The sequence below is a fragment of the Sphingobacterium sp. HSC-15S19 genome, from assembly GCF_050433745.1.
In the GTDB taxonomy this organism is placed as follows: Bacteria; Bacteroidota; Bacteroidia; order Sphingobacteriales; family Sphingobacteriaceae; genus Sphingobacterium; species Sphingobacterium siyangense.
Genome location: NZ_JBNPWQ010000059.1, coordinates 1 through 17,562, shown reverse-complemented (window position 1 = coordinate 17,562; position 17,562 = coordinate 1). Strand labels below are relative to the sequence as shown.

Here is a 17,562-nt window from a genome sequence, read left to right as displayed (position 1 = left end):
TATAATTGTAAAGGATTTTCAGGATTACCAAAAAATGCTGTAAGATCTATTTAGGACTAATGGTTAAATCTGTAAAGTTTTTTCAGGACGAGACACGGAGAGGATTCAGAAGAGAATATTGACCATTATTCAAAATTCATTAGACAAACAATGCTATTGGATGACCTCATGAAGACAGTAACAAAATCTGGTGGAACAATGCTTTCAAAGGCTGTCATTGAGAAAGTACGCGAGCTTTTTCACTCTGGCGAATTGGAAGGTTCAGAGCCTTTCGAGAAGATTTTGAAAATGTATAAAGATATAGGTATCAATATTTGATGTGTCTGACAACAATAGATGGCTGACGCCTTTAGTACCTGCATTGCCGTGTTAGAAAGAACAATAACATCGACCTTTCTTCAGTATACCAGTGGGAAAATCTCTGGTCAAAATTTCTACTATATTCTGATTATTCTTAAGTATGAGATGCCTTTCAACTTGCAGCGATATGTTTAAAGATCAGTTGCGGTAATCTTCATTAAATTAATAATCAAATTTTCAGTTTATATCCATCAATGGTGGGCACCTTCAAATGACCAATCTCGAAGATTTTTTTGCTCAGATTGGAACGTCTTTAGATTGTCTAATGACACAAAATATTCGGAAATAGATACGATTTCTAGCTCTTTATCTGCATTCACAAATTAATTTCAATACGGTTTCCCGCATTTCAAACTTTATAGTGTTGGTATATTTGTTCACTGGATAGCAGGTAAATCTCTCAACAGTATAAAGCATAATGCGGATAGGTTTTTGATATTGTCATTATGAAAAACGAGGAACATTTGCCATCTTTAGGTTTAAGCCACTATAATTAACAGAAATATGGAAATTACCCCCTCGACTCTAAATAAAATCAACGAATCGTTAAGCGGTCTACTTCAGCGCAGAATTGGTGGGTCAGTGAATATAAAAGGCATACACTACCAAGTCCTATATGGTTGTTATATCCTTCTAAAGGAGCTATCAGACAGTACAAACATACGCACTGTAACATTAGAAGGGATTGAAGATATTGATCTGAATTGTTCTAAGATATATGCTAATGACAGTGTTTATATCCAGCTCAAATCCTCTGTCAATAAAATGGATGCAGGTTCATTCTGGACTATGGGCGTTCTACAAAATTTTATCGACGCTTATCTAATAAGCTCTCAAAGTAGATTTAAATTGGTTTACAATATGCATATTGCGAATGGTAACCTATCTACACTTATCAACCGAAAGGAAAAGGCTGTTGTACCAAATTTCTGGATTGAGAAAATTAAGACTTATAATGCCAATGTTGATTGTAACGATTTTTTCAGCAAGGTGTCCTTTGAATTTCAACCTTTAAATGACCTATACGCAAAGATCCAGGCTATTTTAATCAAGGATTGGAACATTAACATCGGTACTGAGCTACAGTTCCTAAGATCAATTTTTTATCATATTCTCATCTGGTCGAAAGAGCGAAAGAAAATCACTTATCTCGACTTAAATGCAGTTATACAAGAAGTAAAAGATTCTTACTCTAAAGCGCACACAAATGAGGCAGTAAAAAATAACTGGATCATAAAAGTAGATTATGATTCAAAACATAACTATAAAGCAGAGGATTATTATGATGGAAAAGCTGCAAGACCGCAACATATCGCCTTAGGGTTACCTGTGAAAAGAAAAGTGTGGCAAAAGCAGATCATCGGAAATGTAAGCAGCTCGGATGTAGTGCTTATTAAATCGTCAAGTGGCCAAGGCAAATCGACACTGGCTTGGCAAACTGGATTCCAATTATGTACTGCATTTACTGTATATCAAATTAATAACTGCAAAAGCTCAGCCGAAGTAAATTCTATTGCAGAGTTTATCGAATCTAGAATTTTGATTGGTGAAATACTATTGGTTATTATTGATGGCCTTACAACCGCTGTCGAGGCCTGGCCTGAGGTTGTCAGAAGGACTATGGACACAACTGCTAAGTTCATAATTACCTCACGTGAGGAAGATTGGCATCGCTATGGTGCAGATATCTCCAGGATTAATATTTCTATTGTTGATATTTACCTGAGCTTTAAAGAAGCTGGAGATATCTATGAACAACTTAAAAGAAAAGGAAAAATATATCCAGGAATTAAGGAATGGCAACCTTTATGGGAACGAGTCAGCCAAAAAGGTCTTCTGATCGAATTTACATTCCTTCTTACGCAGGGTCAAATGATTGAGGAGAGATTAAGCTACCAGTTAAACGCTCTCCACAATACAAAGTCTTCGGGAGCTAAATTGGAAATTTTACGGATGGCAACTCTTGCGGATTGTCTATCCATCCGGTTAAAAACATCAGTATTACTGAAATATGTGAAAGACGAGATTGGATTCGATCAGGATCGTGACTTTATTATCAGCGAGCTTGAAAAAGAGTATTTAATAAACTTTGATAGCCAATATATTGAAGGCCTTCATCCTATAAGATCTGGCCATATGAAAAATCTGCTGCATAAAAATATCCCCATTGAGATGTCACTCATCAATCTATTTAAATTGATCGATAGCGATAGTAGAAGACATGATTTTTTTATCAATGCCCCCGATCTCTTAACCAAAGATAATAAACAGCAATACTATGACGGGATAGCAGAGCTGCTATACGAAGGTAAATACTCTGACATGGTGTATGCGCTTGACGGCATTATGCATAGTGAACCAAGGAGATACTGGTCGGAAAATCGGGCTGTTTTTGATGAAGCATACAGCTTGGGCGGTATCGAGATTTTTTCATTGGGTACAGTTCCTTTCAGTAAAATTGACTCCTTAGAACAATTTGCAAATTTAAACTGGGATAAAGCTGCAACATTCAGACGTTTTATAGAATTAAAACAAAAGCTTCCTACCTACAGTTTTGAAAATACAGAAGTATTTCTATTTGCTAAAGTCCTACAAGCTAAATTAAATCAACGGAAAACCCTGCCTGAATCGTATGAGGGGCTTGAATTTCTAATACGCTGGTTCAATGCTTTAAATATAAACACCACCTTTCCATCTGTAAGCCAATCAATTACCATATCAAATATTGTTGAATTACCCCTAAATGAAGCTAAAGAGTTAATGCTTTATTTTCGGATCAGTGATCTTCCGACATATCAGAAATTTATAGAAATTAACCGAAATGTACTTATAAGTTACCTGAAGTATCATACAGGGTCGTTAACCATTGAAGAAGCTGATGGAAATGTTCAAATGAACTATGTGCTCGCAGATAACGAGCTGGATAGGATAAATGAATTAAGTATGTATCGGATAAATTTAATGCATGCATTTTTCCCCTATTTCAATCTCTATTCAACCGAAGCTATACTGCTTCCGTTTCCATCGGAAGAAATAATTGCTGTTACACGTAATGCGTCAATTAAAAAGCTGTCCTCTGAGGCAATAGGTGATACATTTAACCAGCACTTAAATAAGCTTTGGACAGTAGCTATTACTAGGAACTATGAAGAAGGATCGGCATACGCTTGGCAAAACAGCATCCTCAATGTTCGTCAGTTAGGGATAGCCTGGGCGAAAAATTCGATCACATTCGTAGACTCTCTTTTAGAAGGTAATTTAGAAAAACGAAAAAAATCTGCTTCGACTATAGACCAAAGAAAGAAGGAGCTGGCTAATGCGCTAGCGCTGAGAAAAGCCTATCCAAGCTATGAGAGGAAGTACTTTGAACCCAAAGACTTTGCAGATGAACAGGCCACCATTGACAGCTGGCTCGACTCTCTCGCTAAGTTTAACAGTCAATTGTTGAATATATTTTTGCCAGAAGATGAACAAGCAAGACATGTTGCTTTAATAAATCTAAAAGCGCTTTACTTGGATCTCCAAAAAATGCAGCAGGCCTTTGCTCAAATGGAACATAAGACGATAGCCTATTTTGATTCAGGGAGCCTTTGCATTGATGAAAATACAACATATAAGCGTATGTATACAAGTGTTCTTTACTATGTCTCTCATCTCCCACTGGAATTGACTGGCCTAGTCCATGTAGGACGTGTAGCTGTGGAAGATTGGTGGAAAACTGAAGAGTCGAAACTGATAAGACATGTAGACAGGATACTAAAAAAAGTCGAACAGTCAACGACTTATAGGTTTATCACATCCAACTCTTCTATCGAGACAAGCACTTTAACCTATTACACATTTGGTGTTGAAAATATAGACCTAGCGGATGCAGATGTAATTCTATCATTGTCTTCAGCCCTATCTGGTTTAAAAGAAGCTGCCTGCGACTTTTTTACTATAATCAGCGTAAAAAATAGTACGGCGACTGGAGCTGTTAGGTTCAGAAGAGATTTTTTTTCAGCACTATCATCCTATATAAGTGGTGACCCAAACATTTCACTAAAGGGATTATTTCCTCTGCCGGTCGCGTTGAGCGCTGAAATCTTATCTACACTACCTGATATAAGTATGCCGGATATTCCCAATGCAACCAAAAAGATGGAAATGCAAGTGAAGATATTGATTGAACTATGGCAGTTGTCAGAACATCGCATCCGTCTCAATAAAAAATCTGAAATTGAAGAAAAATGGCTTGAAGAGGCAGAGTATGAATATGCTGCAAAGATCCAAAACTCATTGTCTGAAATTACGGATGCTAATACTTCATTTACTCATTTTTTATCGGAAGGTCTCAGAAGAGAAATGACTTATTCCAAAGCTCAGATTCTGGCTGCTTTGCACGAATGCTTACAGATAAAATAGTGTTGGCTCAGCTGACTGACAGCTATAAACTAATTTAATATTTATAAATACAAATATATAGTTCCAAAATTACAAGTTAAGCTCAAATATATTTTGGACTCCCCTAATCGATAAACTTAAAAAAATATGTTCTCAGAAATTGTTGACTGGGTTGAACAAAAGCCCCATTTCTGGCAAATTGCCATAGAAAGACTCATTCGTAATAATACACTCACGAGAAGTGATTTGGATGAGATAAAAAATGTATGTAAAACAGAAAACGGATTACTCAACGTATCGTATACGCCTGTAGATTTTGTCTCATTACGGTCATTTATTGCAGCTTCTACCACAAGTTCCAATATCACATTATCCAAGATTCATAGCATACAAAACATTAATGCCTTATCTGGCGGTGCAAGTTTAGAATTTTCAGACACAGGATTATCAGTTGTATATGGAGATAACGGTTCCGGAAAATCAAGTTATACATCTATACTGAAACATGTTTGTAATACCAGAGGGAGCAAACCGCAAATTAATCCAAACCTTTATAATTCATCAGGCTCTTCAATAGCCAGCCAAGCCCTGGTTGAATATTTGGATAGTAGTGGAACTAGCAAGACTATTTCGTTAGTAAATGGTTCGGTCAGTGATGGCGCGTTAAAAAAGATTAGTGTGTTTGATTCTTTCAGTGCACAGCATTACATTGCTGGAGAAGATGAGATTGCATTTATACCTAGCGGCCTCGCTTTGATTGAAAAATTTGCGTTATGTCTGAAAACAATTGAAGAAGAATTAGAGGTAGAAAGCATTTCATTGGCTGGCGGAAAATTCGATGTCCAATTGTTGCATATCGAAGATAACACCAAGGCCAAGGTGTTTATAGATGGGCTAAACCATTCCACCACGCGGGCTCAAATTTGGAGTGCATGTTATTGGGATGCTACCAAAGAACAGAGAAAAAAAGATCTTTCATCTGCAATTTTAGCTTTGATGGCAACAGATCCTTTAACGGCTATTTTGAACAACACCGCGAAGATAAATCGCCTTAAAGTTCTAAAAAACAAGTTTAAATCACTTGAAACAAACCTGTTAACTCCTGAGGCAGTAGATCAAATTGCAACAGTTTTAAGCGACTATAAAACTACAGCAGAAGCATTAAGAATATCTTCTGAGGACGCATTTTCTAACTTACCAATGAACAAAGTTGGAGGTGATACCTGGAAACAATTATGGGAGAGTGCTCGTAAATTCTACAATGAAAGCAAAAATTCGGAAGTTTTTCCTGAAACGGAAGTTGAAAGTAATTGTCCCCTATGTTTACAGACATTGAATGCTGAAGCAAAAGGTAGATTCAAATCTTTTGAAGAATTCATTAAACTTGATACCCAACAACTTTTCGATAGTGCTGATCAGCTATATAATGCTCAGATTAAATCTTTGGAAGACCTTAATTTCGATTTTGCGAGTTTCGAACCAACAATAGCTGAACTCGAATCAGATGACCCAGACTTTAGACGCAAGAATGTGACCTATATTTCCGAACTAGAAAGAGTTCGGAATTTACATTTAAAGAATCTTCGTGAGAAATCGGACCCGTTAATGCCGATACCTGAATTGACAGAAAACTCAAAGGAATTTATAGAAAGTATAATAGCTCAGCTGGAGACAGAAAACGTGCGATTGCAATCTTTATCCATAGCAGATGAATTGCAGCCGCTAGAAGATGAGTTCAGAGAACTGAATAATACGGAAAAACTTCGTGCATCATATTCTAGAATAGGAAGAGAAGTCTTTCGTCTGAAAAAGGCAAAAATGCTTGCAACTTGTAAAGGTCAGTGCCATACTAGAACTTCTACGTCGCTGAGTAATCAGCTCGCCTCTTCTTACGTAACTCAGACATTGCAAAGCAAATTTCAGGACGAACTTCGGGTACTTGGATTTAAAAACATTAAAGTTGAAGCCGGCACCAAAGGCGTAAAAGGAAAGCAATACCATTTTCTAAAACTTAACGAGCCCCATGCCGTTAATATGCCTCTAAAAGATATTTTAAGTGAAGGAGAACATAGATGCATCGCCCTTGCCACGTTTTTATCCGAATTGACATTATCTGATCACTCCAGTGCAATAATTTTTGACGACCCTGTTTCTTCGCTTGATCACAAGTGGAGAAATAAAATTGCACATCGCATTGTTGAAGAATCTAAAATTAGACAGGTCATTGTCTTTACACATGACATCTCATTTCTCCTGATGCTACAGGAACATGGCGAAAGAAGCAGCGTTAATATAGAAGTGAAGAGCCTTACAAGAAAGATACAAGAAACTGGTATTGTTGCCACTAATCCCCCATGGGATACTTTGCCTGTAAAAACAAGGATTGGTATACTAAAGACGGACCAAGTAAAAGTTAGTCAGATAGAGAAAAGCGAAACTGATGAAGCGTATAGAGCAGCAGTACAACCACTTTATGGAAAACTGCGAGAGACATGGGAAAGGGCGATAGAGGAAGTTGTGTTGCATGAAGTGATAAAGAGATTTGGACGTGAAATCCAAACAAAACGACTTTCAAAAGTTATCGATCTGACTCAGGCCGATTACGATATCATTGATATTAATATGTCAAAATGTTCTACCTGTTTTTTAGGGCATGATAGTGCAGGAGCATTGAATGAACAAATCCCTGACGCCGCAGAATTTTTGGCTGATATAAAAGTTTTGGAGGATTTTATAAAAGCAATTAGGACTAGAAGGCAATAATCATATGACGACAATAATGCATTTTAAATTAGGTTAAAAATTTAGATGAAAAGCTAAAATGGCATGATGAACTGAAGATGTTACTTGTGTTGACCGTGATATAAACAGAGTGTGGATTACAACATTCCTCGTAAAAAGCATCTGCCATTTTTAGTATATTTAAACATTTAAAGCTATTTATATTACTGCTCCCTGATGACAAAAAAGAAAGCCACAGTTGATGACACAAAAAAAAGGAAAGTAACGGACGCTCCTGAATCCAATGCCGGAGACGATTTTCACGTTCTATGGGCTGTTCGGAAATCAGTCGAGCTCATAAATTTGGATGATGATGGCCTGAAAGCGTTGACACTGGAAGGCACGATTATTAATGATGCAACGGATATTGACCCTGATGGAGATAAGATGCTTGGTGTAGACCTTGGTGAGTATTTTGGTGGAGAGGATTTTGAAAGCGCCAACAAGGTTGTTTTTTCACAGCTAAAATACAGTACCCGGCACAGTAATACTCCCTGGAGTATCGCTTCAATCTGCCAGGGTAAAAAGCATAAGTATACTGGTTCAATCATTCATCGCTTAGCTGAAATTTACAGTGGCTACGAATGCAAGTTCGACAGAAATATCGTACTTGACAAATTAACCCTTAAATTGATCAGCAACAGGCCATTCGTAGAGTCATCTGCTGAAGTGATAGAAAAAACTCAAAATATACTTTCTCTACATCCCAACAAATTCAGCTTCGCAAAGCTCAAGGCTCTAATCGATGCAAAAATGCATGACGCCCTAGACAAACTTCTAGCAGCTTCCTCGCTACCATCTGGCAAGTTTACTGACTTTTTAAGACTGTTGGACTTTTCGGAATGTGGTGTGGCATCGCGATCTGTTTTGAAAGAAGAAATCATTCTATCTATTTCAAGAGTTAATGGTATTGAGAGCGCAAGAAATTATGACAGTTTGCACGTCAAGATCTGGAATAAGATGATGCCTGAAAACCGCATAAAAAACAAATTAACGATCATAGATATCCTTAAGACATTTAACTTTAGTGCGGTAGAAAAATTACTTCCTGTCCCGGCAAAATTTGATTACGACAATGTCTTAGTACCTCGCAAACAATCAGAAAATATTATCGATGCCATTTTTGATTCAGAAAATAGCCCGATATGCCTCCATGCAGGTGCAGGTATGGGGAAAAGTACCATAGTGAGGTTAATAGAGCAAAATTTGCCTAGGGACTGTGTAAGCATTGTCTTTGACTGCTATGGGGCCGGCTCTTATATGGATGTAGTGGATAAGCGCCATAAAGCGGATTGGGCCTTGATGCAAATTTGTAATGAACTCGCTATCAAAACTGGCTCACCTTTTATGTTGCTTCCTCCAGGTCAACCAATTGAAGTTTTCTTTCGCGAATTTCTTGATCGCTTAAAGATCGCGAGCGAAATTGTAAGAAATGTCCAGCCTAATGCTAGAGTTGTTATCATAATAGACGCGGCCGACAATAGCATCACGGCTGCCGAACATTCTTCTGAATCCTCTTTTGTCGAAGAAATAGTTAAAATGGCATTGCCCCCAGGTTGTACACTATTATTAACGACTCGAACACATCGCCTAGGAAGTTTACACCTACCCGTGAGACACCGATCTATAGAACTGGAGCCATTTACTCAAGAGGAAACTCAAAAACGGCTGACAGCTATTTTTCCTGAAGCAAATTCCAATCAAATTAAACAATTTCACGATCTCACAAGAGGAATTCCAAGAGTGCAAACCTACGCCTTGGCTAATCAAGAAGCTGGCTTAGATAAACTACTTGAACCATTAAAGCCTGATGGAAAAACAGTTGATGATCTAATAAGCGTAAACTTAGATTTCGTCAGTTCCAAACTTGGCAATAGGGAATTGATGGAAACGGTATTTCGATACATGATCTTGTTACCTAGGCCTTTTCCATTAACTCTGCTATGCGAATTAGCGGCTGCCAAAGAAACGGTGATTAAGGATTTAGTGATAGATACCGCGCAGGGAGTCGTACTAAAGGATGGCGCGCTAATGTTTACCGATGAGGACTTCGAAGCTTATTTAAGACAGCACTATCCTTCAAACTACTCCGATCTTGAAAACATAGCATCTATTTTGCTTGCTCAAGCGGATAGAGAGGAATATGCGAGCAAACATATTGGAAACTTTCTACTATTAACCGAGCGTTATGAAGAATTAAAGAGTATTGTCTTTAATAAAAAGTATCTAGTAGTTCCTAAAGATCCTGTCATACTAAAAGAAATTGCTATCGATCGGACACGCCAGGCAATGAAGCTTTCGTTGAGAGAGAAGAAAATAGTTGATTTCTTAAAATTACAAATTTTAGCGGCTGAGGCTGCCAAGACTGATGACACTCTAACAGAAACGTTACTTTCTAATGCAGACTTAACAGCAATGTATGGAGATCGAAATACTGTAGAAAATCTATATTTCAAATCGGATCGTTTGACTTGGTATGGACCAGTGCACTATCGTTGTGCTGCTGTATATGCAAGAAATACTGGTACAATAAATGAAGCTAAAGCTCATTTAAAAACAGCACACTCTTGGTTAGATTGGCGTACTCGTGAGCCTTGGAAAGAACGCGAGTTTTATCAAATAGATATAATTGATTTAGCATTTGCCACCGAAGCCATTTGCCGTTTGGAGAATGTAAAGGAAGCAATGAACTGGCTTTGGAGACGTTTTTACCATAAGATGGATATTGTTGCACAGCTACTCCTAAAAAATAGTCTCGATTATGGTACTATCAATGAAGTTGATGAAGCTGTTAGTAGTTTTCAATGGAAATTACCAGCCAGGTTGAACATTATATCTGCATACTTTACTGCTGGTGTAAAGGTCCCTTTTGATACCTTCAATTTGGGAAACGAACTAGATGATGCTTTTAATGGAAGGCATTTACTAAATTTCAGCACTAAACAAAAGGTAATTCATATTGCGGAATATCTAGCGGTACATGGTGAAGAAAACAGTGAGATTCTCAAACTCCTTCAATACTCGACAATTAGCCCTCTCAATAGTTTTCCACGTTTTTATCGGTCAAACTTCAGAAATGACAAAGAGTTTGCCCATTTGGATATGCTTTTCCGATCCAAAGCATTGTTTAGCGCTGTACATGATACGACATTAACCATTGAACAGTTATACCCAAAAAGATTTAAGAAGACTGATGACAGGAACCTTAGCATGTCAGAATCCACGAAGGAGGAAAAAGAACGGTTAGATAATCTCTTCGGAGCAGTGTTGCCTTTCTATTCCCTCAGGGCAAAATTCCTCGCACAGAAGATCGATGAGAAAACATTTCTTGATGAAATTGAGGCTCATAGTAGATTATTGCACCGTAATTACAGTTTATATGCATATAATCGGGAATTACCACACTTTAATGTGTATTATGGAGAAGTCTTTAGCGACATTGCCATTTATATTGAAGACAAAAATCGCTATATCAAATTACTAAAAGACTGTTTTTGTACAAAAGATAACCATATTTCTCTACTTCTGGGAATAGCTAACAATATTTCACGATGTAAAACTGCCCATATTTCAACTTTAGCATTGTTAAAGGAAGCAGATGACCTGATTTACGATGCACAGACCGACGCCAGTGGTAAGATAAGTGACTTCTTGACCTGTGTTAGAATTGGCGGAAAAATTGATCACTCTGTTGGCCAAGCATATTTTAAGAAAATGGTTGAAACCGTATCCGAAATGGATATTGAAGGCTTTGACCAGATCAAGTTCATTGCACAACTCTCTAGTTCTTCAAACGGTATTTATCCAGAAACTGCCTACATGTTCACCCGTTTTGTTGAGTATGCGCACAGCCGTCTAAAAAACTGGGATAACTTTCCCTGGGAAGAAGCGATTGATGGATCAGCTCACCTGGATCCAAAAGGTACAATTGCACTGGTTTGCCGATGGGACCATCTACGCTTCATTAAATTAAAATATTCTATTGTACCGGCGATAGAGCAGGCATTTAACAGAAAGATGATTGAACCAGAAATGGCAGGTGCTTTATTATATGTAAATAGCTCTTATGGCAATAATTTCGTTAGGCACTGTAATCAGTTATTGGAAGCGCTAGTAACAAAAAAATCCGTTTTTGTCGATGCAATCGCAACCGAGATATTTCAATTGATTCGTTATGACTGTCCAAATTACCGCAGGCCAGAAATGGTCAAAGTATTACGTTCGAAGCTCCAAGAAGGCAGTATCTTAATCGCAGATATTGATATATTTTTATCATTCTATGAAAAAAAAGACAAAACATGTCAAATTCAGCCGATATCCAACAATGAGCAGAGAATCAATCTACCCCAAAACCTCAACCCCAACGATTCTGCAGCCATCAAATCCTTTCTAAAAGACTCCGCTGGCGAATATCGCAGTGCAGAGAAAAAGCTTGAGGCAATTCGGGAAATCTGTAGCGTCTCGCAATATCTGGGTTTCTTGAACATTATCTTGGAACTTGACGATGAAGATCTCCACTATTATGGACGCCAACAGCTTTTGAATAGTACGCTGGCACTTTGGCAAGATCACCCAGCACTCAATGATTGGAAAAAGGAAAAATTTGAACAATTTTTCATCAAAATATTCCCTAATTATCTGTCGCATAACGACATATTTAACCATCCTAGTCTAATAGAAGCTGCAAAGATTTTTGGGGCGGATGAAATGCAACTAGCTGAGGTAATCAAAAGAATACTCCCAGCTTATATTGACACACTCAGCTAAACCTTTGTCAAAATAATAGTGCGCCTTTGTTGAGTCAATTACTGGAAATTTCTGTTCCTTTGGATCAAAAGGTCCACCGTAAGCATCATGTTTCGCGTCAAATTCAAAACCTCTTTTATACATATCCAAACCCCAAAAAAGTAAGTTGTCGGCTGTCATTGGAATTTCATTTGTCTCGCCGTTTAGTTCCCACAATTTTCCGTATTTCTTAACTTCTTGAACAGTGTATGGATAGTGTACCTTGATAGATTCTCCAAGCTTTTGTAAGTTCTCACTTTTATCTGAGATAAAAGTAAAGTCCATTTTTGTTAAGCAGTTGTCTTTAAGACCACTCTTTACCATACTATTAAAAACGTCTTCGACAGAAATCATTTCTTTGGCAAATCCGCCAACAAAATTGTCCCACGTGAAGAATGTCTGTTCCATTTTCTTTTGTCCGTAGGATATTAAGGTTGTTAATAAAAGTAATAGTGTCAATATCTTATTTCTCATTCGTGGTGTCAGTTTTTAAATCGACTAATAAAGCTGTTCGCTTAGCAATCTGATATGTCCTTCAATTTTTTTGATTGATATAGTGATCATCTTTATAACTATTAAAATCAACATAAATGCTACTGTTATTAGTTACTATTATGGCATTATACTTTTCAATCGGGCAAGGTTAATACCCGAGCCTAATATACATTATTTATGCTGAATTAATAGGTCTACAGCTATTAACTTTCAAGGTTAATACAAACTGTAATGCGAAGGTATTGGTTTGAAAGTAGGATTGGTTACAGGAATCCTTAGGCTCTAGGCATTCAACCCTTATTTAGTATGCAATGTTGTGGCGATATTGGACCAAATAATCTATGATGTGCATAGAATGGAAGGAGCAAATAGTATGAAATATCATAGACTATACGATAAACCCAATAGAAAAATACGGGGCATCGTATAGATGATTTTTTCGGAACTAATGTACTCTGTCAGTACCGCAGTTCGGTAGCTTGTATTTTTTAACACGTTTAGCCCTTGAATATAAAAACTGAATGGAGATTTTACTTTCTGGTAACGCACTTCAAAATTTCCATTTATAGTAGTTGGATCAGCACTGCTATCACCCAGCCCTGTTTTCAAGAGACTCCAGTCTGTTTTAAATACAAGATTCTTCAGCTGATATTTCCCGGTAATGCTCCATTTATTGAGCGCGACCTTTTGATTATCTGCCAAACTCTTTTGCCAGCTATCTGTTCTTGTCCAGGCTAATTTTACATCAGCAAGCTTTGGTATAAACCATCTTAAGGAAAGGTCTGTCGAAACCGTATTCTGCCGTAGATAAATCTCGCTGTTATCGATCCCTTGTGCTAACCTCATATGGATAGAGGATAGATATACTCCCGGTTCAAACCTACCATATCGTATGCTATACCCCCCGATATTGGTGAAATTGAGATCAGGTCGATCAAACAACTGCACTGTCTTCAACTGCTCGTAGGAAGAAGTCAAAAGGCTGTTCCCTTTGATCTTATCTTTCAAAGTCAATGTACTGTTAAAATGGATTACCCGAAAGTCTGTAAGTCTAAAATTGTTATAGGTAAAAGTAAGTTTATGGAATGTCTGTCCCTCCAGCAGGATATTTCCCCGAGACAAACTATTGTAACCTGTAATCCAATAAGACGGATTAAGGTCCATTGCTGTCGCAAAAGTATAACCTCTTCGGTAATTAAGGCGAAATCCATCCAATGCACTTTTCCCATATTTTAGATCCACCTCCGGTTGTAGAAACCATTGCCCATGACGATTATAGTTTGTTGGAGTCTGGTTGATTAAATATAAGTAATACTGCTTTAAAGAAAATAATATTTTTAACTTATCAAAGTCCAACCGATAGCTCCCACCCAAATAATTGCTGCTGTTTCGATAATATTGTCCGTGATCAAATAACTGTGCCCCGGTTGTATCCTGGGCTCCAACTGACTGCCCATTCTGCCGTAATAATTCATTTTGGGAGTTGACTTCCAGGTGAAGTTGCTGGTTTTGATTGATGACCCAATAGTATTTATAAGACCCATTGAAAAGATGCTTCTTCCGCTCCACAGGTCTCACTATACTATAGTTCGCCATAGAATCAAAACGTATAAAACCACGCAGGAAAAGGCTGTCCGAAGAAAGGGAGAAATTGTCTCTCTCCGAGGTATACTGATGCTGGAAAGCAAATGAGCTGTAACTTCGCAAAGAATGCTTCCAGCTACCTTCCAGGTATTGCTTTAAAACAACAGAATGTCCATCCTGGATTTGTATACTATTGTTGTCTACTCCAAATCTGTCAATGACATTGTTAGTATGCACCTGCTGCTTGGGCATTGTCCAGAATGTACCCAGGTTATAATCCAAGCTAAAATATGGACTTGGCTTAAAATTGCTCGAAATATTGAAAGACGCCTGCCTATTAACCTGCGAAGAACGCATATTGGTTTGTTCTGTATACCGAAGGTCGGGAAAAGAATAATGATTAGTGCCTTCTAAAATGGTGCCCAGTCTGTTTTCGGAATATACGCCATAGAGATTTACGCTCAACTTCTTTTTTAGGATCTTTTGAAAACCGTTGAATGCGGCGAATTTATTGATGTTTTTTATCACATTTCGATTGTCACGATTGTAACCCGTCAGACCATCCTTGGGAACTGAATTTGAAAAATACTGCAACTCGGCGCCCTGCACGCGATCGATATCTTCCTTGGATACCGGTGAAGTACCGATATTATTGATATCCCCAATAAAAGACATGGTTTTTGCCGGTGAGTAATAAAATAGGGCGGCGTGTTCCTTGTAAGATTTTTCGCTTCCCAATGAAGATTCAAGATCTCCAAAGATGAAATTCTTCTTATTCTCTTTCAGTTTGACGTTCATGGCAAGCTGATCATTTACCTGGACGTTTCTCAGCAGGTCGTTTTGGGAAAATCTACTGATCATCTCAACCTTGTCTACTGCATTAGCGGGAATATTCTCGATAGCGAGCTTACTGCCGCCACCAAAAAAGCGTTCATTTTCCACTAAGGTTACATTGACCTGCTTTCCCTGAAAACGCACTTTTCCATCTTCGATGGAAAAGCCAGGCATCTTTTCAATAAGATCCTGTAATTTTCGGTCGGTACTGTCCCTGAAGTAATCGGCAGAAAAACGGATGGTATCTTTGGCAATTTCCACCGCGCGGTATCGGTAGTCAATCTTTACTTCATCAAGTTTCTGGACAGATTTTAATAATTTGTATTTGATTTTCCGTTCTGCTGACTGATTATCTAAGGTATCAACAACTTTTTGATAGCCTAATCTGGAGATTGTGAGCTCAATTTTTCCTACGTTCGGAAATTCAAACTGAAAATGGCCCTGCTGATCACTTTTCTGAAATAAGGGAGCACTTCCGGAAGAAGGAATACGCTTGATCACGATACTTGCGTTCTCCAACGGTTTGTCACTCTCGTCAACAACAAGACCTTTAATTAGCAAGCTTTGTTGCGCCGGTAAACTAGGGGGAAGAACAAATAAGAGAATAAATAATAGTATAAATCTTAACGTCACAAGCTATTGATAAGGAACATTTAATTCTTTGGCTAGTTTATATAACCTTTCCCGCCATTGTTCTTTTGTCAGGATTTCTTTATCTGGCAATGGAGCAATGTCAGCCTTTCCTGTTAAGTTAATGTCAGTTAGTCCGTAGACAATACCGTCATATTGAAACTCAAATATCAAACCTGGTAGGTCACGTGCGAAGACAGGGCCAAAGGGTATAGGAATTTCGGGACAGAACCAGGCAATAACAGGTGTTTTTCTAATTTTGTATTCGCCGCCCTCCCTATAGCTTATTACTTTATCTCCTTTTGCTTTATAGCACGTAAACTCACCTATTTTTTTCGTTTCCTCACTGATTTTCCAGTCAAAATTGTTATGGGTCTTCAATATAAGTCCTTTTTTGTCCATACCTTTTCTAATATCCCTATCAAAACTGTAAAAATACGAAGCATCATGCCAGCTCGTATCTTTATAACCGACTAACCCTTCGGTTATTTTAATATCTTCATTCGAAACTTTTTCAAGTTCAATGGTCTTTACCCGGTTAAACATAGATTTTGTGGTTGTAAATTCCAGCTTAAAACGCATCATTGCAGCCATCTTTGGAACAAAGGGATATGCGTTCAGCACCCATAGACCTTCAGGGCCATTATTAATACTATCAGTACTCCTTAATACAGCATAATGAGCATGGCCGGCAACTTCCTGTGCGTTGGACTTGACCTTCATAATGAAGATCAATATAAAAAGAAGAAAGATGTGTTTTAGTTTCATTTTTTAAATTTTGAATATGGTTGAGCAAATACCCAACCATATTTATTATTTAAATAACCAACATAGTTCTTAGACTATGAATTTTATTGTTGTGTAGAGTGAGTACCTTCAAAACATTTTTGCATTTCAATTTCTAAGATACGGTCAAGAACATCATCTGGGTAATGTCCTTGCATCTGTTCGCCGCGAATTACGACGCCTAAAAGACATGGGACAGGACTGTCCTGTTCAACCATCGCTTCCATTTGTGCAACCGGAACTTCTTCAGCAATGGTTGATGCTTGAACTTGGCTCGCTCCAAAGATAACACCACCTAGTAGCATCATCTTTAAAATACTTTTTTTCATAATTTATATTTAATATAATATCGAATATATTTATAAAAATCACATCTATAATATGGTTTTTTGAAATTTACACAAATGTGTAGTAAACAAAAAATTGTCTGAATTAATTAAAATCCCCCATAACTACTATTATTTACATATCTATCACATAACACACTTAAGAAATTATCGACTTATAGTAAATTACACGAATAGGCGACCGCCAAAGAACTCTACATAGCTCTTTCCTATATCGCTAAAGACAGTGGTACCGATGACAACATTGGCCGCTATTGGAAGGTTGGAATTGGTCATGGTTACTATCATGGCATGCAACCTTTCAATCGGGCAAGGTTGATACTTAAGCCTAATATACATTATTTATTTTGAATTAATATGTTTATAGATATTAACTTTCAAGATTATTAAAGATTGTTAGGCTAAGGCATGGGTTTGAAAGTAGGACTGGTTACGGGAAACCATAAGTAACTTATTCAGGTGTTTAGAGAAAAATTTGTATGAATATGCTGCTCCCCTAAAACTAGACATAAATTTAAGGTATGAAATAAATAGATTAAATTAGCAATATTATGTCACGTACACGGAGAACATTTAG

General features: G+C 37.5%; 9 protein-coding genes. 4 read left to right on the top strand and 5 right to left on the bottom strand.

From position 1 onward, the window contains the following. Positions 1-168 precede the first annotated feature (168 nt). From L1283_RS27335 to L1283_RS27320, 4 genes are all read left to right on the top strand, one after another. Positions 169-318 carry a hypothetical protein gene (locus L1283_RS27335; protein WP_429626717.1) on the top strand — a complete coding sequence of 50 codons (150 nt, stop codon included), beginning with the start codon at positions 169-171 and terminating at the stop codon, positions 316-318. Positions 319-864: 546 nt separating this feature from the next. Further along, positions 865-4,764: a hypothetical protein gene (locus L1283_RS27330; protein WP_115049153.1), complete on the top strand. Its 3,900-nt coding sequence runs from the start codon at positions 865-867 to the stop codon at positions 4,762-4,764. A gap of 126 nt (positions 4,765-4,890) precedes the next feature. Further along, the gene (locus L1283_RS27325; protein WP_115049155.1) at positions 4,891-7,506 is read left to right on the top strand and encodes an AAA family ATPase; all 2,616 of its coding nucleotides are present in this window, start codon (positions 4,891-4,893) and stop codon (positions 7,504-7,506) included. 195 nt (positions 7,507-7,701) lie between these two features. Then, a complete protein-coding gene (locus L1283_RS27320; protein WP_115049157.1) occupies positions 7,702-12,291 on the top strand; it encodes an NACHT domain-containing protein in 4,590 nt (1,529 codons plus the stop codon). Here the strand turns inward: L1283_RS27320 and L1283_RS27315 are convergent. From L1283_RS27315 to L1283_RS27295, 5 genes are all read right to left on the bottom strand, one after another. Then, on the bottom strand, positions 12,238-12,783 hold the full coding sequence (locus L1283_RS27315; protein WP_115049159.1) for a hypothetical protein: 546 nt from the start codon (positions 12,781-12,783) through the stop codon (positions 12,238-12,240). The two genes, L1283_RS27320 and L1283_RS27315, sit on opposite strands and share 54 nt — an antisense overlap. Before the next feature lie 402 nt (positions 12,784-13,185). Further along, positions 13,186-15,855 (bottom strand): carboxypeptidase-like regulatory domain-containing protein, encoded by a 2,670-nt coding sequence (locus L1283_RS27310; protein ID WP_286849591.1) that lies wholly within the window; start codon positions 15,853-15,855, stop codon positions 13,186-13,188. A 3-nt stretch (positions 15,856-15,858) separates the two neighbouring features. Beyond that, positions 15,859-16,620, bottom strand: a complete 762-nt coding sequence (locus L1283_RS27305; protein WP_070564610.1) for a GLPGLI family protein — start codon at positions 16,618-16,620, stop codon at positions 15,859-15,861. A gap of 83 nt (positions 16,621-16,703) precedes the next feature. Beyond that, positions 16,704-16,967 carry a hypothetical protein gene (locus L1283_RS27300; RefSeq protein ID WP_070564608.1) on the bottom strand — a complete coding sequence of 88 codons (264 nt, stop codon included), beginning with the start codon at positions 16,965-16,967 and terminating at the stop codon, positions 16,704-16,706. Between the two features lie 183 nt (positions 16,968-17,150). Then, positions 17,151-17,273, bottom strand: a complete 123-nt coding sequence (locus L1283_RS27295; protein WP_262511806.1) for a hypothetical protein — start codon at positions 17,271-17,273, stop codon at positions 17,151-17,153. Positions 17,274-17,562: the final 289 nt, after the last annotated feature.